Source organism: Rubrobacter calidifluminis (assembly GCF_028617075.1).
In the GTDB taxonomy this organism is placed as follows: domain Bacteria; phylum Actinomycetota; class Rubrobacteria; order Rubrobacterales; family Rubrobacteraceae; genus Rubrobacter_E; species Rubrobacter_E calidifluminis.
Genome location: NZ_JAQKGV010000007.1, coordinates 21,317 through 37,195 on the forward strand (window position 1 = coordinate 21,317; position 15,879 = coordinate 37,195).

Consider the following 15,879-nt stretch of genomic DNA (forward strand, 5'->3'; position numbering starts at 1 on the left):
CTTCCCGCCACCGGGCAGTATAGCCCCGAAACAACGTTTTGCAAGTCGTTTGCGAAATCGGGCGAGGTGGTGGAGGAAGGGTTATGGTTAGGGAAGCTGGCGAGAGGAGGCCGGGAGGTCCGTGCATGGAGCGGGGAAGGTTCACGGCTGGCATGGAAGGTTCGTTCGTGGTGTTCATCTTCGGGATCAGGGTGAACAGGCTCCGTGCCGTCGGGAGGTGGCTTCCGGTGTTGAGGGCGCTGCGGGGCGTGTTACGGGAGCTCCGCGGGCACCGGGGGAGAGGCTTCTTCGGGGCGGAGACCTTTTTCTATTGGCGGGGGGTGGCGGTGGTCCAGTACTGGCGTTCGCGGGAGGATCTGGAGCGCTTCGCGCGTGATCCGGAGGACGTACACCTGCCGGCCTGGAGACAGTTCAACCGGGAGGTGAGGAAGAGCAGGGTGGTCGGCGTCTGGCACGAGGCGTATGCGGTAGAAGACGGGCGCTACGAGGCCGTCTACGCCAACATGCCGCCGTTCGGGCTGGCGCGGGCCACCGGGCGCGTCCCGGCCGTGGGGGGCGGGAAGGGCGCCCGGCGGCGTACGCGGGGCGGGGAGGAGGGCTAGCCCCGCTTTTCGAGGTGCGAAGCGAGGAGCGGCATGTCCGCCGGGCCGAGCCGGTCGGAGGCCGTCTTGAGCTGGTGCCAGAACGGGTAGATGAGCGGCGGGGCGCTCACCTCGTCGAGGCGGGCGCGCTCCTCTGCGGTGAGCTCGAGGTCCGCGGCCTTCAGGTTGTCCGCGAGCTGTTCGTCGGTGCGTGCCCCTATTATCACGGAGGCGACGCCGGGACGGCCCAAAAGCCAGGCCAGCGCGACCTGGGCGGCGGAGACACCGCGGTCTCCGGCGATCTCGACGAGGGTCTCTATCGTGTCGTAGAGCCTCTCCTCGTCGCGCACGGGGGGTTCGTTCCAGCCAGCGAGGTGGCGGCCCTCCTTCGCGTCCTGTCCCCGGCGGTACTTGCCCGAGAGGAGGCCGCCGGCGAGCGGGCTCCACACCAGGATCGAGCAGTCCTGGTCTATGGCTATGGGCACGTTCTCGTACTCGGCGTCGCGCGATTCGAGGGAGTAGTAGATCTGCTGGCTCACGAAGCGCTCGTAGCCGAGGCGTTCGGAGATCCCGAGCGCCTTCATCAGCTGCCAGCCCGCGTAGTTCGAGCAGCCGACGTAGCGCACCTTGCCGGACTTGACCAGAGTGTCCAGGGCCTCGAGCGTCTCCTCGAGCGGGGTGAGGCCGTCCCACTCGTGCACCTGGTAGAGGTCTATGTAGTCGGTGCCGAGGCGCCTGAGGCTGGCCTCGCACTCCCGGATGAGGTGGTGGCGGGAGAGACCGGAGTCGTTGGGCCCCTCGCCGATGCGCATGCGGGCCTTGGTCGCGAGCAGCAGCCTGTCGCGCTTACCGGCTATGGCCTTTCCGAGGATCTCCTCCGACTCGCCCGCGGAGTAGATGTTCGCGGTGTCGAAGAGGTTCACGCCGGCGTCCAGGCACATGTCCACCTGGCGGGTGGCCGCTTTGACGTCGGTGGAGCCGACGGCCTTGAAGCCGCCCTTCCCGCCGAAGGTCATCGTGCCGAGCGAGAGCGTCGAGACCATGAGCCCCGAGCGCCCGAGCCTGCGGTACTCCATCCCTCCTCCTTCCGTGGATGTCTCCTGTTCGTGCCAGGTCGAAGCCTAGCACAGCGCTCAGCGCCCGACGCTCGGGCGCACCCGCTTCATCGCGGTGCGGAAGTCGTAGGTGGTGACCCGGAGCGAGTCGAGCCGGTGCGGGGGGATACGACGCTCGAGGGAGCGCAGGTCTACGGTGCGGCGCATGCAGGCGAGCGCCGCCTCCCGGCAGAGCGCCTCGATGTCCGCGCCGGAGTAGCCGCGGGTGAGGCGGGACAGCTCGTCGAGGTCGAGGGCGGGGTCGGTGGGCATCCTGCGGGTGTGTATCTCGAAGATCTGGCGCCGCCCGGCTTCGTCGGGCAGGCCCACCTCGATCTCGTGGTCGAAACGACCGGGACGGCGCAGGGCCGGGTCGAGAGCGTCCGGGCGGTTGGTGGTGGCGATCACGCAGACCCGCCCGGGCTCGCCCAGCCCGTCCATCAGCGAGAGGAGCTGAGAGACGAGCGTCGCCTCGAAGCTCTCGCTCATCGCCTCGCGCGCGGAGGCGAAGGAGTCGATCTCGTCGAAGAGGATGATCGAGGGGGCCTTCGCCCTCGCCTCGGCGAAGATGGCCCGGAGCTTCGCCTCGCTCTGGCCCCAGAAGCGGCTCAGGATCTCGGGCCCGGAGACCGCGATGAAGTGCGCCCCGCACTCGTGCGCGACCGCCCGCGCCAGAAGCGTCTTACCGGTGCCCGGCGGGCCGTGGAAGAGTACGCCCCGATGCGGCTTTATCCCCAGCCGGCGGAAGATCTCCGGGTGGGTTATGGGGAGCTCGACGGCCTCCCGGACACGCTCGACCGCCTCGCCCAGGCCGCCCACGTCTCCGTAGCCGGCGGCCGGGACGTTGCGGTTGCTGGGGGAGTTGCCGCCCGCTGCGACCCCCGCACCCCCGCTGCGGACGTTCCTCGCCAGCCGCTCGAAGAGGCTCTCTCCCTCCGGAGTCTCCTCCCGGGCGTCGTCTCTGGTCACACCCCAGTTCGAGACCGGCCCTCCCTCCTGCCGGTAGCTCCAGCCCGCATCGCGTGAGGGGTCTATGTCGTCTGGCAGGCGGGCTATCGTCTCCGCGATGCCATCGAGGTCGAGGATCGGGCAGTGCGCGTAGGCGCCCAGATCGGAGACGACCCTGGAAGTTATCGCCTCCTTGTCAACCCGGAAGACGCCGTCCTCCCCCATCCTGCCGAACGAGTACCAGGAGTTCGGAGTCCTGCGCGGGTTGTCGTAGACGTGGATCTGCCGGCAGGGGAAGAGCTGCCTCTCCGAGAGGGAGCGCGGCGTGCACCACTCCCGGGCCAGGCTCCCCGCGCGCTCCTTCCTGAAGAAGCACCGCAGCCCGGCGAACAGTTCCTCACCCCTCACCGCCCTGCCATCCACCGCGTACTCGGCCCGCCCCTCGCCGCGCAGCAGGACCGAGAGCTCGTAGAGGGCCCGCCACTCGGAGGGCAGGTTCAGCTTTACTGAGGCTGTCTCCCCTTCGACGCGGTAACCCGGACATCCCGCGACGACTTCCCTCGCCCGGCCGAGCGGGCCACCTTCCTGCAGAGGGAACCGTACGAGGATCTCCATGACCGGTGATTCTAACCCGCCGGGGTGCAGGATGGCACGCGGCGGGCCTTCGACGATGCTAGATTACGGGTTTGGAAGGAGGAAGGGAGGGTCCATGTCCGACGCATCTTCCGGGCTGAATCCCGGCTCTGCACTCTCCAGCCAGCGCTGGAAGATAATAGTTCCGATTTCCTTCGTCACCTACAGCCTTGCCTATCTGGACCGCTCGAACTATTCCATCGGGACCGCCGGCGGACTCTCGCGAGATCTCGGGATAACCCCTGGCGCGGACGCGCTCCTCGGGGCGCTTTTCTTCCTGGGATACTTCCTCTTCCAGATCCCGGCCGCCCACTACGCCGAGAACCGGAGCGTGAAGCGTCTGATCACCTGGTGTCTGGTTCTGTGGGGCATCTTCGCCGCGGCCCAGGGGGTCATCCCCTGGCTCTGGCTGTTCTTCGTAGACCGCTTCCTGCTCGGGGTGGTCGAGGCGGCCATCCTGCCGGCGATGCTCATCTTCCTCGCCCACTGGTTCACCAGCCGCGAGCGGGCCCGCGCCAACTCCTTCCTCATCCTGGGCAACCCGGTGACCGTGATGTGGATGTCCGCGGTCTCCGGCTACCTGATCGCCGCGACGAACTGGCGCTGGATGTTCATCATAGAGGGGCTCCCCGCCGTTCTGTGGGCGTTCGCATTCTGGAGGCTGACGGCCGACCATCCGAAGGACGCGCGCTGGCTGGACCAGGAGGAGAAGGAGGCCATAGAGGACGCCCTCGCCGCCGAGCAGCGGGAGATACCGCCGGTGGAGAGCTACCGCGAGGCGCTCGGCTCGAGAAACGTGATCATCCTCTCGATCCAGTACCTGCTGTGGAGCATCGGGGTCTACGGCTTCGTCTTCTGGCTCCCGACGATCATAAAGGCTGCCTCCCATCATGGCATCGGCTCCACGGGCGCGCTCTCTGCCATCCCCTACGCCTTCGCCGTGGTGGCGATGATCGTCGTCTCGCATTTCTCGGACCGTTCCTCGAGGCGCCGGGCGTTCGTATGGCCGTTCCTTCTCGTCGGGACCATTGCCTTCTACCTCTCCTACAGGATAGGACCGGGACACTTCTGGCTCTCGTTCGTGCTGCTGGTCATAGCGGGGGCGGTGATGTACGCTCCCTACGGGCCGTACTTCGCTTTCATACCGGAGATGCTGCCTCGCAACGTCTCCGGAGCGGCGATAGCGCTCGTGAACAGCTTCGGTGCGCTGGGCGGGTTCGTGGGCGCCTACGTGGTGGGCTGGCTCAACGGAAACTTCGGCTCCGGGGTGGCGTTCATCTTCATGGCTGCGGCGCTCCTGGCCGCCGCCCTGTTGATGCTGCTCGTCCGGGGTACGCGCTCACACACGACCGGCCCGGCCGCCGGCACGCAGAAGACGCGAAGGAGAGCTTGATGGGCGAGAAGGACAACCCACCGGTCTCGACCGGCAGAGGAGACGACGGAACGACGACCCTGCTCGGGGCGGGGCGCCTGCGCAAGGACGATCCGCGCATAAGGGTGCTCGGGGACATAGACGAAGCGAGCTCCTTTCTCGGGCTCGCCCGCGCCGAGGCCGGGGAGGGAGAACTCGGGGGGCTGCTGCTCTCCCTGCAGCGGCTCCTCTACCGCATCATGGGCGACGTCGCCATGCCGAACGAGGAGAACTCGGTGGGAGAGAGAGACCTGGAGGCGGTAGAGGAAGCCCTCGCGCGCTGGAGGGAGCGGACGGAGATCCCGCGCGAGTTCGTCGTGCCAGGGGAGAGCCGGCTCGGCGCGCTAATAGACGTTGCCCGCTCGGTGGTGCGCCGGGCGGAGCGGAGCCTCGTCGCCGCCGGCTACGCCGGGACCCACCCGCAGGCTCTGCGGGTTGTCAACAGAACCTCGGATCTGCTCTTCGTCGTCGCGCGCAACGCCGACGGCGGGAGCCGGCTCTCGAAGGAGGCCTAGCACCCTCCGCGCGCGGAGAGCAGATCGTCCAGACGCCACCCGGGCAGCAGCCCGGCGAAACGGCTCCCCTGCATCGTGGTGCAACCGAGCTCCAGCAGCGTCTCGACCTGGGCGTCACGCTCGACCCCATCGGCGACCGGCTCGAATCCGAGAGACCGGGCGAGCGTTACCGCCGAGCCAACCGCTACCCGGGAGGCCGGGTCCGAACCGAGTCCCGCGAGCAGCGAGCGGTGGATCTTCACCGAATCCACCGGCAATCTACACAGATGCGAGATCGATACCCCAAAGGCTCCGAAGTCGCACAGCTCCAGCCTCACGCCGAGGCGCTTGAGATGATCCAGCGAACGCTCCATACCTTCCGGGGCACCCATCAGGGCACCCTCGGAGATCTGCAACACCAGCGCCCGCGGGTCGGTGCCACCCTCTGGCAGGAGACGGGCGAGGAGGCCGACGAGGGCGGGCACCATGCGCTCCGAGAGGGCGACGCCGACGGAGATCGCATCCCCGGCAACCGCCTCCGACCAGGCCAGCGCCCGGTGGCACGCCTCCCGCAGTACCATCCTCCTCAGCTGTTCCTCCAGGCCGGTCTCCCCGGCGATCTCGAAAAGCTCCGCCGGAGGGATCCTGCCCCGCTCCGGATGCTCCCAGCTCGGGAGGGCCTCGGCGCCGATCAAGCGCGGTGTCCCGCCCCGCAGGCTCACCCTCGGCCTGAACAGGAGCTCCACCCCACCACACTCGAGCGCCCGGCGCAGATCCGCCTCCAGCCTCAGTTGCCCGAAGGCTCGCACCTCCTCCTCCATCTCGAAGAAACCACACCCGGCCCCGCCCCGGTCCCTGATCCTGGAGGCCGCGGTCTCGGCCTCGAGCAGCAGCTCCTCGGGTGCGGCACCCGTCCTCCCGAGCGAGATGCCGATGCTGGCGCTCACGAGGACGTCGGTGCCGCCTATCTCGAGGGGACGCCGGAGCTTTCGTTCGAGTTCCCGGGTGAAGCGGGCAGCACCGGCGGCGTCGCGCACCCCCTCGAGCAGCACGGCGAACTCGTCATCCCCGGTCCGAGCCGCGCTATCCCGGTCGCGCAGCGAAGAGGAGATCCTGCGCCCCGTAGCCCGGATCAGCTCCCTGGCCCCCTCCTCCCCCAGTGCATCCCTGGCAAGCCTGAACCCATCGAGGTCCAGGTAGAGCACGGCAGGGAGTGCGCCATCCTCCGGGCAGCGGGCCAACGCCCGCGAGATCAGCTCGAGCAAAAGCTCCCTGCGCAGAAGACCCGTCAGGTCGTCGTGGAGTGCCTCCCCCCGCTCACCCTCCCCGGCCAGCTTGAGGCCGGTGATGTCGATCATGACACCCCACCAGCGCACCCGCCCCTCCTCCTCGACCGGCGCGCTGGCGTCGCGCACCCAGATCACGCGCCCGTCGCGCGAGATCATCCGGTACTCCATCTCGAGCGGCTCCCGGGCCATCCGGGCGCGCACCGCGGTGGTCAGGACCCGCTCGCGGTCCTCGGGGTGCAGGATCTTGAGGAAGAGGTTCCCGTCGGCCAGCCACTCCTCCGGAGAGAACCCGAGCAGCCCCTCGACGCAGGGGCTCATGTACGGCAGGGGCTCGAGGCCCTCGGCGTCGTCCACGTAGAAGACCACGCCGGGTATGGCCCGGGACAGTGCACGCCGGCCCACCCCCACCTCCCGCACCACACCCTGCAACGCGGCATCGATCCCGCACCCGGAGTCCTCACGCACGGTGCAGACCACCGAGCGGGCGCCATCCCAGTCCACCGGCCCCGCGCTGACACGGACAGCGACCTCACCTCCTCCAGCCCCACGGTGCGCGGTCTCGTACCAGACTGGCCCTCTCAGGGCACGCAGCAGCTGGCCCCGCTCGACCGACGGCTGTCCAGAGATCTGTGAGATTCCGGCCCCGGCTCCGGAGATGCCGTAGAGCTCGCGGGCCCGGGCGTTGGCAGCCAGGATCCTCCCGCTCTCCGGCTCGACCACCAGGGCGACATCCGCGAGCCGCTCGAAGATCGCGCGGTATCTTTCTCCTTCCTGCCGTCCCCCGCTCGCCACATGACTGTTATCGGCTGGAATAGGGAATGGGTTTAGCTAACGCCCGCGCGACATCCGAAACCAGGCAATATCACTGGTAGTCGACGACCGCCGGGGCAGGATCCATCCTGACCACCTCTGTGGGAGAGAAGAGCGGCCTGTCCTGCCGGTAGAAGAGCTTAAAGCCCCCGTACTGAACCGGGCGGTTCCGGACGAGCATCCGGTACTTGGCGAGCTTGTCCCTGGGCACCCCGAACCCATCCGCGTTGAGGACTACCTCGACGTGGCGGGTGGGCCTTACGAGCCCGACGTTCCTCACCACCCCGCTCTGGAACTGGTGCACGAGCACCACCTTGGCCGGGAGGTCGTTCCTGCGGACGAGGTGGTCCACGTAGCGCACGGCCTGCTCGATCTCGGAGCCGTCGACGCTCCCGAGGTCCCGCCCGGGCACCTCACCCGGCTCCACGTGGTACTCGGTGTCTATCGCGAGCTCAACGTAGGGGAGCTTCAAAAACGGCGCGAGCGCCTTGACCTCGTCCATCACCGAGTCGCGCCCGGGCTGCACGTCGAGCATCAGGAGGGCGTGGTTCTCCTTCGCCAGGGTGGCGTAGCGGCGTATCACCTTCGGGTCGAGGCGCGAGACGTAGAGCCCTCCAGGACCGGGATCGCGTTGAGCCACGGAGGATATGAGCTCCACGACCGGGATGGCGGGATGCCGGGGGTCGGCCTTCGAATACGCTCTGGCCTGCGCCTTCAGACGCCGCATCATCTCCTTCGGGTGGTACTCGCCCAGGATGCCCATCTGGTCCGAGAGGGGGCTGCCGTAGTACATCACGAGCCGGTGGCTCTCGAGCGGACCTCCGGAGGTATCCCTGGCCCCGGCATGCAGCGTACGCCCGAGGGGTACGCTGCGCTCCATCACGTGACCGCCGTCCCCGGAGGTTCGCCAGGTGAGCGGCACGCTCTCCATCCTCAAGACCTTCCTCGCGAGCTGGTCGTTCGAGGGTAGCGCGGCACCCCCGGGTGGGGAGATAGCCTCGTAGGGCTCCTTCCGGGGAGCGCTCTTCCGGGCCTGGTGGTCCCCAGGAGTTTTGGTTCCACCCCCGATAGGGGGTGAGCCGGTGGAGGGGGGGCGAACCCCGATGAACACGGCCGCGAACAAGACGACCACCATCCCGGCGAGCAGAGCCCCGGCGCGCCTCCTCTGCCCGTAGCCCATCCTCCGGCGTCTTCTCCCACCCAAGCTTCCTCGCTCTTTCCGCCTGCAGGCCAGGGCTCGCATGCTAGAGGTTTCCCGGCGCCATTTCCAAGGCCCCCCATATGGTCTACACTAATAGCCCGCGAGAGGAGATGTAACCTTGGACCAGAGACCGAAATCCATAAAAGTAGACAAACCGTGGGGCAGGTTCGAGCAGTACACCCACAACCTCCCGTGCACCGTCAAGATCATCACGGTGGCCCCCGGTGGAATACTCTCCCGCCAGTACCACGACCGGCGGGACGAGCTGTGGGTGATACTCGACCAAGGGGCGAAAGTGGAGCTCGGCGACAAGACGCTCTACCCCGACCCCGAGGAGAAGCTCTTCATACCGCGCGGCACGATCCATCGCCTGGCCTGCGTCGGTGATTCCCCGGTCAGGATCCTCGAGATCTCCTTCGGCGTCTTCGACGAGGAGGACATCGTCAGGCTCGAGGACGTCTACGGCCGGGTAGGACCCTGACCGACCAGACACCGTGTCCCCGGGTTACGGAGCGCCGTACCCGTCCTCTCCGGAAGGGTTCTGGTATGCCCTCAGGGAGGTGTGGCTCGCCCCGAGACGTTTCTTTCGCAGGCTCGACCCCGGGGGCGGCATCGTGCGACCCGCGCTCTTCGCGGCCGCCGTGCTCTATCTGAACCTGCTGCTCGGCACATTCCTAAGGTCCATCCTAGCCGGCGGTTTCGAGTACTCACTCCTCTATGCCCCGCTGCTCGGGCTCGCGGTCTCCGCGGTGCTCGGGCCGCTGCTCGTGGCCGCCTTCGCTGCGCTGGTCCTGTTCGTACTCGACGGCACCCCTTCGGCCCGCCGCATGGGCCCGTTGTTTCGCGCCCTGTGCTACTCGACGGGCCCAGGTGTTATCCTCTGGGTACCGTACGGTCCGGTGCTCGCCGTCCCATACGGCGCATACGTCGCGACCCTCGCCGTGCGGGAGACACTCGGAGTCGGATGGAGGCGGGCCGCACCGGCGACGCTCATCCCCCTGATCGCCCTGATGGTCCTGCTGGCGCTGCTCGGCGCGCCCCTGGTCTCCTACCCGCTCCCCGGAAGCCCTCTCTGAGAGGACGCCTCGAGCGCGAGCGCCGCGAGCAGAGCGGAGCCCACGGGCATCACGCTCTCGTCGAAGGAGAAGGTTGGGGTGTGGAGCCCGGAGACGTCTCCGACCCCGAGCCAGATGTACGCCCCGGGGACGGCCTCGAGCATGAACGCGAAGTCCTCGGCCCCCATCGAGGGCCGCGCGGCCTCCACCGCCCGTCCCTCGCCGAGCACCTTCCCGGCGACGTCGAGGGCCAGCCGGGCGGCCTCGGGGTCGTTGCGCGTCACCGGGTAGGAGAACTCGTAGTCGAGCCGCGCATCCCCCCTCATACCGCGGGCAACACCGCGGGCGAGCTCCTCTATACGCTGCGGCATGACCCGGCGCAGCTCCTCGTCGAGCGTGCGCACCGTCCCGCTCACACGCGCGGTCTCGGGGATGATGTTGAAGGCGGTACCGGCTTCCAGCTGCCCCACGGTCACCACCGCGGGTTCCGTCGGGTCGACCTCGCGCGCGACGAGACTCTGCAACAGGGTGACGATCTGCGAGGCGATGAGGACGGCGTCGGTCCCGAGATGCGGCATCGCGCCGTGGGCGCCCTTCCCCTCCACGAAAAGCTCGAAGGCGTCGGCGGCGGCCATTATCGGACCAGGCCTGGTCGAGGCACACCCGAGTGGTAACCCGGGCCACAGGTGCAGCGCGAACGCCGCTGAGACGCCCTCGAGCACCCCCTCCTCCACCATGACCCTGCCCCCACCGCCACCTTCCTCGGCCGGCTGGAAGACGAACCTGACGTCCCCCTCGAGGTGCCGGCGCAACCCGTCCTCGCACAGGGCCCGCGCTGCCCCGAAGAGCATCGCCGTGTGGGCGTCGTGCCCGCAGGCGTGCATCTTCCCGTCGAACTCGGAGGCGAACGGGAACCCGGTCTCCTCCCGTATGGGGAGCGCGTCCATGTCCGCCCGCAGGACGACGACCGGGCCTCCCCCGTTGCCCTCGAGCGTCGCGACGACCCCGTTCTCGGCCACACCGCTCTCCACCCTGAGCGGGAGCCCCTCGAGCGCCGAGAGCACCTTCTGCGCAGTCCGCTCTGTCTCGAAGCCGAGCTCCGGCTCGCGGTGTATGTCGCGGCGCAGGGCCGTGATCTCCTCCCCGAACCGCCCGGCTATCTTCTCCGCAAGCCCTCCGAAGCCGCGGGTCGCGTCCACACAAGCCCCCTTTCGTCTTCTACCTGCGGCGCAACCGCTCGAACTCCGCCTCGAAACACTCCCAGAGCTCGTCTTCCGTGATCCCGAGCCCCGCCGCGTCGCGCACGATCTCTTCCACCCGCCGGTAGATCTCCTGCACCCGGCGCTTCCTGTCTCCGGAGCCGGGATCACCCGCCACCACCGTCCCCACCCCGGGACGGCTCTCTATGAGCCCTTCCCGCTGCAGCTCTCCGTAGGCCCTGACGACGGTGTTCGGAGCCACCCCGAGTCGCCGCGCCAGGGCGCGCACGGTGGGTAGCCGCTGCCCGGCTTCCAGGCTCCCGACCTCCAGCGCATGCCTGATGTAACCGACGATCTGAAGGTAGATCGGGATGCCACTCCCGTGGTCGACCTCCGGCAGGATCAAGTCTTTACCCCCAGCCCACGCTCAATGTCGTATACACCTGATACAACATAGCGGGGGGCGGCGGAGACTTCAAGCGCCCCCGGGCGCGGGAGCTTCAGAGGGTCCAGACCTGGACGGGCTCATCGCGTGGCAGGGAGCTCAGGACCACGTTCTCGACGCCCATCCCCCACAGCTCGCGCGCGATGAGGGAAGCGTCGGACATCACGAGCCCGGGGCGCACCCCGGTGATGAGCACTGCCTTCCGACATCCCCCGGGGACCTTCCCGAGTGAACCCTGTGCCAGCGCCCGGGCGAAGGCGGAGGCGGTTATGGTGTGCCCGGCGCCGACCCCGGTGAGCTCGGAGAAGACCTCCGGCCGGTGGACGTAGCGCTCGTCGACCGGCTTGCCGAGCGCCTCGACGTTGCCCACGGCCACGACCAGGGTCGCGGAAGCCGGGATGACCGGCTCGTGCTCCGCCGTGCCCTTGATCAGGCGCCGCCTGGCACCATCCGCCTCGACCAGCACGATGTCGGCGAGCGGAACCAGCGCGTCCACCCACGCCGGCTCCACCCCCCCCACCCGCTCCTTCGAGAGCAGCGCGCTGCCCGCCACGACGGCCCGCGCCACGCCGAAGGACTCCTCAATCCTCCCCCGGAGCTCGCTCAGGTTCTCCGAGGTCAGAACGGGCCCTATCCTCGAAGCCTCCTCCAGAAACATCTTGGTAGTCGGCACCACGAGGACTCTGAACCCCTCGCCGGCAGCCTCTCCGCAGACGCCGATGATCGCACCGGACTTGCCCCCCGCCCCGGCGAACGCGACCACGTCTCCGCTCCTTATCCCCAAGGCCTCAAGCAGCTTCAACCTCTCCTCCTCTACGAGAGCAACCACCAGTGGGCCACACCCGCAGCCGAAATCCAGTCCTCTCGATCCAGTACTCTTGTATGCCCATGTTCATATTACATCACGTGTTTCGATAACGCCTTTATGCTATGTTGATAACTAAGCGTATCGCGCACGCGAATCGGCCGGGCAGAGAAACATTACGGAAGTTATATTTACGTTACGGTTCGTGTCGAGATGCAGGCGGAGAAAGGAGAACCGTTGACGGATCAGAGCGAGCGGGTGGCAGCTGTCACCCGGGAGGTGGAGGAAGGTCCACCGCCTTCGGACCGGAGCATAAAGGAGATAATAGAGGCCCTGCGACCCCAGTTGCAGGAGCTGGTCAGCAAGCAGATGGAGCTCACGAAGGCCGAGCTGGCCCCGAGCGGCCGGCGCGCGGGGCTGAGCATAGGGCTGTTGCTCACCGGGGCGGCCTTCATGCTCCTGTTCACGATCTTCATCTGCTTCACCGTGGTCTACGCGATCTCGCTCGCCCTCCCCTTGTGGCTATCGTTCCTTATAGTCTCTGTTATACTGCTCGTGCTCGGCGCGATACTGGCCGGGGCGGGTGCGGCATCGCTGCGCAAGGTCGACCCGGTGCCGCGCCGGTCCATACGGGCGCTGCGTCAGAACATCGACTGGGTGAAGGGGCAGCTCAAAAGGTGAGCGAGATACCTGAACGCATAGAGAGGGAGATGTTCGAGATCCGGAGCCGCATGACCCGGGATCTCGTGGACCTGCGCAAGCACGTGGACCCGAAGGTCGTCGGCGAGCGGGTCAAGGAGAACGCCCGCCAGCGGGCGCGGAAGCTGCTCGGCCGGTTGCAGAAAGAGCTGCGCCAGCGGGCGGAGAGGACGATCGCCTCGGCGCGGGGCCAGCTGCTCGCGGCGCGCGAGGCGGGCGAGAAGCGCGACCCCTCGATACTCACCGACGCGGTGCGCAGCGACCCGGTCCCGGCTGCGATCCTGGTCGCCGTGGTGGTGTTGATGGCGAGCGCGGCCCGGCGGTCGAACGGAGCGAGGTAAGGCTCTCTGAGCCACGTACACTTCCAGCCCTTCGGCGGGGTCGCGGGCGACATGTCGCTCGCGGCCCTCATCCAGGCAGGAGCTCCCGCTGAGGAGGTCTCGGCCGGCCTCGAGGCCCTCGGTCTCGAGCTCGATCTGCATCTCGAAGAGGTGCAGATAAGCGGGGTGCGGGCGCTGCACCTCTACTTTCACGCTCCTCCCGAGCACGCCCACCGTACCCTGCGCGACATCCGGCGCATGGTCGAGGGCTCTGGGCTCCCCGACCGCGCCGTCGGTCGGGCGATGGACGCCTTCACAAGGCTCGCCGAGGCCGAGGGCGAGGTACACGGCAACCCTCCCGAGGAGGTCACCTTCCACGAAGTGGGGGCGGCGGATTCGATCGCGGACATCGTCGGGGTCTGCCTGGCGCTGGAGCTGCTCGGGGCAGATTCGGTGAGCTGCGCCCCGCTCCCCCTCGGGGGCGGCGTCACCCGCAGCGCCCACGGCCCGCTCCCCGCCCCCGGGCCGGCCACGCTCGAAGTACTGCGCGGGGCGAGGATCAGGTGGGAGGAGGTTCCCCACGAGATGACCACCCCGACCGGGGCCGCGCTCATGGTCTCGCTGACCGGCGGACGCTTCACCGGTGCCGCCCCGCCGATGACGCTCTCCTCCTGCGGCTACGGCGCCGGGAGCGCCCGCTTCGAGGAGGTGCCGAACCTGCTGCGCGCGGTGGTCGGCCAGCTCGAAGGCCCCGCCGGGGACATAGAACTGCTCGAGGCCAACGTCGACGACGCTTCGGGGGAGATCCTCGGCTCCGTCGTCGGGAGGCTGCTGGAGGCCGGGGCGCTCGACGCCTGGCTTGAACCGATCGTGATGAAGAAGGGGCGCGGGGCGTACAAGCTGTGCGCCCTCGCCGGAGGCGCGGACGTCGAGAAGCTGGCGCGGCTCGCGATGCGCGAGACGGGTACTCTGGGCGTCCGGCACCATCCCGTCTCCCGCACCGTCGCCGAGCGGCGTACCGTGAGCGTGACCCTCCCCTACGGGAGCTGTCGGGTGAAGGTCGGGAGCATCGACGGGGAGGATTTCATCGCCTCACCCGAGCACGAAGACGTCGAGAGGCTCTCCAGGGAGGCCGGGCTCCCTCTGGCGCGCGTGTACGCCGACGCGCGGGAGGCCTGCACCCGCTACCCGGGGAAGCTGGACGCGAGCAGAGCCTCGCAGTCGCGGTAGACCCCCGCGGCGCCCGCCTCGCGCAGCTCCGCCTCGCTGAAAGCGCCGCCGGTAAGCACGGCGAACGTCCGGATCCCCGCCGCCCCGGCGGCCTCGACGTCCCACACCGAGTCCCCCACCGCGACGGTCTCCTCCGGGGAGGCTCCGGCCCGCTCGAGGGCGAGCTCGAAGATGTCCGGGGCCGGCTTGGACTGCTCGACGTCGCCGGATGAGACGACGCCGGAGAGATGATCCCCGGCGTCGAGCGCCCGCAGGTGATGCTCGAGCTCCTCGGGCTTCGCGCTGGTGACGAACCATACCTGGTAGCCCCGCTCCGAGAGGGTTTGGATCATCTCGGACGCCCCGGGAAGGGGGTAGCCGAACTCCTGGAACCCGGCGTAGAGTTCGCTGTGCAGCTCGTTGACCCTCCCTGCCACCTCCTCGTCTCGTGTGAAGCGGGCGATGAGCTGGTCCGATCCGCGCCCTATCTGTTTGTGTACGGCGGCCCGCGGGATCCTCATCCCGACCTCCTCGAAGGCCCGGGCCCAGGCCTCGACGTGCAGATAATTCGTGTCCATGAGCGTCCCGTCGACGTCCAGAACGACGTTCCTCGTCACCATCGGCTCTCCTCGTGGTCGCTGGGCTTCGATGGCATAGAATACCCCCATGGAGAGAGCGAGAACCCCGGACGCAAAAGATAGCGGCCACCAAGCCCTCTTCGAGAAAGCGGCGATCGTGGACCTCGGGGGCTGGACGGTGCTGCGCCTCTCCGGACGCGACCCGGTCGGGATGCTTGACGCCGTCCTGACGCGCAACCTCCCCACAGAGGAGAATGGGGGGGTCTACGCGGCGCTTCTCAACCCCAAGGGCCGTATCCAGACGGACCTGCGGGCCGTCAGATGCGAGGGCGGGGTGCTGGTCGTCACAGGCAGCGCGGGGGGTGGCGCGGCGCGTGAGATCCTGGGGCGCTACGCCCCGTTCTCCCGCGTGAGGCTCGAAGACCTCTCCGCCGGCGGGGAGCGCTGGTCGGTCCTCGGCCTCTACGGGCCGGGCTCCCGCGACCTGCTCGGGCTCCCTGAGATGGCCGAGCACGAGGGCCGCCCGCTGGAGCCGGCGCTCATCGCCATCCGGGTGGAGCTCCCGGTGCCCGGCTACGACCTGATCGGCGCCCGCAGCGCACTCGCGCGGGTGCGCCGGACCCTCGAGGACCGTGGGGCCGTCGTGGCGGACGAACGAGCCTACGAGACTGCCCGCATCTCCGCCGGCATCCCCCGCTTCGGCGTGGACCTCACCCCGGAGAACTTCCCCGGTGAGTGCCCCACGTTCCTGCAGCGGGCGGTCAGCTTCGAGAAGGGCTGCTACCCGGGCCAGGAGACAGTCTCCCGGATGCACTACCGGGGACACCCGAACAGGACGCTGCACCGCTTCGAGGTAGAGGGGAAGGCGCCGCAGACCGGCGCCCCCATCACCCAGCGCGGCGAAGAGGTCGGCCGGGTGACGAGCGTCGCGCCGCTGCCGGTGGGCGGCAGGGTCTTCGCCCTCGGATACCTCTCGCGCAGGGCGGAGCCGAAAGGCGAACCCCTGTACGCCTCGTCCGCGGTGCTTCACCCGGGCGATCCGGCCGAGAAGGCCCGGTAGAGAGAAGTGCAGCGCCCCTTCACCTGCGGGGCGCGTTTGCCTAAAATA

General features: G+C 68.5%; 17 protein-coding genes. 9 read left to right on the top strand and 8 right to left on the bottom strand.

Features of this window, described 5'->3' with window-relative positions:
- Nucleotides 1-125 precede the first annotated feature (125 nt).
- A complete protein-coding gene (locus PJB24_RS07140) occupies nt 126-602 on the top strand; it encodes a DUF4188 domain-containing protein (RefSeq protein WP_273844230.1) in 477 nt (158 codons plus the stop codon).
- On the opposite strand, the gene PJB24_RS07145 is transcribed toward PJB24_RS07140, so the two are convergent.
- Complete coding sequence (locus PJB24_RS07145; protein ID WP_273844232.1) at nt 599-1,657, bottom strand: aldo/keto reductase; 1,059 nt, start codon at nt 1,655-1,657, stop codon at nt 599-601. The two genes, PJB24_RS07140 and PJB24_RS07145, sit on opposite strands and share 4 nt — an antisense overlap.
- Before the next feature lie 57 nt (nt 1,658-1,714).
- Complete coding sequence (locus PJB24_RS07150; RefSeq protein WP_273844233.1) at nt 1,715-3,238, bottom strand: ATP-binding protein; 1,524 nt, start codon at nt 3,236-3,238, stop codon at nt 1,715-1,717.
- A gap of 94 nt (nt 3,239-3,332) precedes the next feature.
- Between PJB24_RS07150 and PJB24_RS07155 the strand changes: the two genes are divergently transcribed.
- Nucleotides 3,333-4,649 carry an MFS transporter gene (locus PJB24_RS07155; protein WP_273844234.1) on the top strand — a complete coding sequence of 439 codons (1,317 nt, stop codon included), beginning with the start codon at nt 3,333-3,335 and terminating at the stop codon, nt 4,647-4,649.
- The gene (locus tag PJB24_RS07160) at nt 4,649-5,182 is read left to right on the top strand and encodes a cob(I)yrinic acid a,c-diamide adenosyltransferase (protein ID WP_273844236.1); all 534 of its coding nucleotides are present in this window, start codon (nt 4,649-4,651) and stop codon (nt 5,180-5,182) included. The genes PJB24_RS07155 and PJB24_RS07160 overlap by 1 nt, the downstream gene beginning before the upstream one ends.
- Here the strand turns inward: PJB24_RS07160 and PJB24_RS07165 are convergent.
- Together PJB24_RS07165 and PJB24_RS07170 are read right to left on the bottom strand one after the other, a co-directional pair.
- Nucleotides 5,179-7,242, bottom strand: coding sequence for a putative bifunctional diguanylate cyclase/phosphodiesterase (locus tag PJB24_RS07165; RefSeq protein ID WP_273844237.1), 2,064 nt, complete (start codon nt 7,240-7,242; stop codon nt 5,179-5,181). The genes PJB24_RS07160 and PJB24_RS07165 overlap by 4 nt on opposite strands.
- A gap of 70 nt (nt 7,243-7,312) precedes the next feature.
- Nucleotides 7,313-8,464 (bottom strand): hypothetical protein, encoded by a 1,152-nt coding sequence (locus tag PJB24_RS07170; RefSeq protein WP_273844239.1) that lies wholly within the window; start codon nt 8,462-8,464, stop codon nt 7,313-7,315.
- 115 nt (nt 8,465-8,579) lie between these two features.
- Here PJB24_RS07170 and PJB24_RS07175 point away from each other — a divergent pair, with 115 nt between their 5' ends.
- The gene (locus PJB24_RS07175; RefSeq protein ID WP_273844240.1) at nt 8,580-8,942 is read left to right on the top strand and encodes a phosphomannose isomerase type II C-terminal cupin domain; all 363 of its coding nucleotides are present in this window, start codon (nt 8,580-8,582) and stop codon (nt 8,940-8,942) included.
- A 13-nt stretch (nt 8,943-8,955) separates the two neighbouring features.
- Nucleotides 8,956-9,537: a YIP1 family protein gene (locus PJB24_RS07180; RefSeq protein ID WP_273844243.1), complete on the top strand. Its 582-nt coding sequence runs from the start codon at nt 8,956-8,958 to the stop codon at nt 9,535-9,537.
- Here PJB24_RS07180 and PJB24_RS07185 read toward each other — a convergent pair.
- From PJB24_RS07185 to yqeC, 3 genes are all read right to left on the bottom strand, one after another.
- Nucleotides 9,510-10,715, bottom strand: a complete 1,206-nt coding sequence (locus PJB24_RS07185; RefSeq protein ID WP_273844246.1) for a M20 metallopeptidase family protein — start codon at nt 10,713-10,715, stop codon at nt 9,510-9,512. The genes PJB24_RS07180 and PJB24_RS07185 overlap by 28 nt on opposite strands.
- A gap of 19 nt (nt 10,716-10,734) precedes the next feature.
- A complete protein-coding gene (locus tag PJB24_RS07190) occupies nt 10,735-11,121 on the bottom strand; it encodes a GntR family transcriptional regulator (protein ID WP_273844247.1) in 387 nt (128 codons plus the stop codon).
- Between the two features lie 94 nt (nt 11,122-11,215).
- On the bottom strand, nt 11,216-11,962 hold the full coding sequence (gene yqeC, locus PJB24_RS07195) for a selenium cofactor biosynthesis protein YqeC (protein ID WP_273844249.1): 747 nt from the start codon (nt 11,960-11,962) through the stop codon (nt 11,216-11,218).
- Nucleotides 11,963-12,202: 240 nt separating this feature from the next.
- On the opposite strand from yqeC, the gene PJB24_RS07200 reads away from it, so the two are divergent.
- The 3 genes from PJB24_RS07200 to larC are packed head-to-tail and all read left to right on the top strand — an operon-like array spanning nt 12,203 to nt 14,214.
- Complete coding sequence (locus PJB24_RS07200; RefSeq protein WP_273844251.1) at nt 12,203-12,646, top strand: phage holin family protein; 444 nt, start codon at nt 12,203-12,205, stop codon at nt 12,644-12,646.
- On the top strand, nt 12,643-13,005 hold the full coding sequence (locus tag PJB24_RS07205) for a DUF3618 domain-containing protein (RefSeq protein WP_273844254.1): 363 nt from the start codon (nt 12,643-12,645) through the stop codon (nt 13,003-13,005). Before PJB24_RS07200 ends, PJB24_RS07205 begins: the two co-directional genes overlap by 4 nt.
- 6 nt (nt 13,006-13,011) lie before the next feature.
- Complete coding sequence (gene larC / locus PJB24_RS07210) at nt 13,012-14,214, top strand: nickel pincer cofactor biosynthesis protein LarC (protein WP_273844499.1); 1,203 nt, start codon at nt 13,012-13,014, stop codon at nt 14,212-14,214.
- Here larC and PJB24_RS07215 read toward each other — a convergent pair.
- Nucleotides 14,169-14,813 (bottom strand): HAD family hydrolase, encoded by a 645-nt coding sequence (locus tag PJB24_RS07215; protein ID WP_273844258.1) that lies wholly within the window; start codon nt 14,811-14,813, stop codon nt 14,169-14,171. The genes larC and PJB24_RS07215 overlap by 46 nt on opposite strands.
- A 46-nt stretch (nt 14,814-14,859) precedes the next feature.
- On the opposite strand from PJB24_RS07215, the gene ygfZ reads away from it, so the two are divergent.
- Nucleotides 14,860-15,831, top strand: coding sequence for a CAF17-like 4Fe-4S cluster assembly/insertion protein YgfZ (ygfZ, locus tag PJB24_RS07220; protein WP_273844259.1), 972 nt, complete (start codon nt 14,860-14,862; stop codon nt 15,829-15,831).
- Nucleotides 15,832-15,879 lie beyond the last annotated feature (48 nt).

Coding starts and splice junctions, on each gene's coding strand:
- PJB24_RS07140 (WP_273844230.1), top strand. CDS start 126: ATGGAGCGGGGAAGGTTCACGGCTGGCATGGAAGGTTCGTTCGTGGTG.
- PJB24_RS07145 (WP_273844232.1), bottom strand. CDS start 1,657: ATGGAGTACCGCAGGCTCGGGCGCTCGGGGCTCATGGTCTCGACGCTC.
- PJB24_RS07150 (WP_273844233.1), bottom strand. CDS start 3,238: ATGGAGATCCTCGTACGGTTCCCTCTGCAGGAAGGTGGCCCGCTCGGC.
- PJB24_RS07155 (WP_273844234.1), top strand. CDS start 3,333: ATGTCCGACGCATCTTCCGGGCTGAATCCCGGCTCTGCACTCTCCAGC.
- PJB24_RS07160 (WP_273844236.1), top strand. CDS start 4,649: ATGGGCGAGAAGGACAACCCACCGGTCTCGACCGGCAGAGGAGACGAC.
- PJB24_RS07215 (WP_273844258.1), bottom strand. CDS start 14,813: ATGGTGACGAGGAACGTCGTTCTGGACGTCGACGGGACGCTCATGGAC.
- ygfZ (WP_273844259.1), top strand. CDS start 14,860: ATGGAGAGAGCGAGAACCCCGGACGCAAAAGATAGCGGCCACCAAGCC.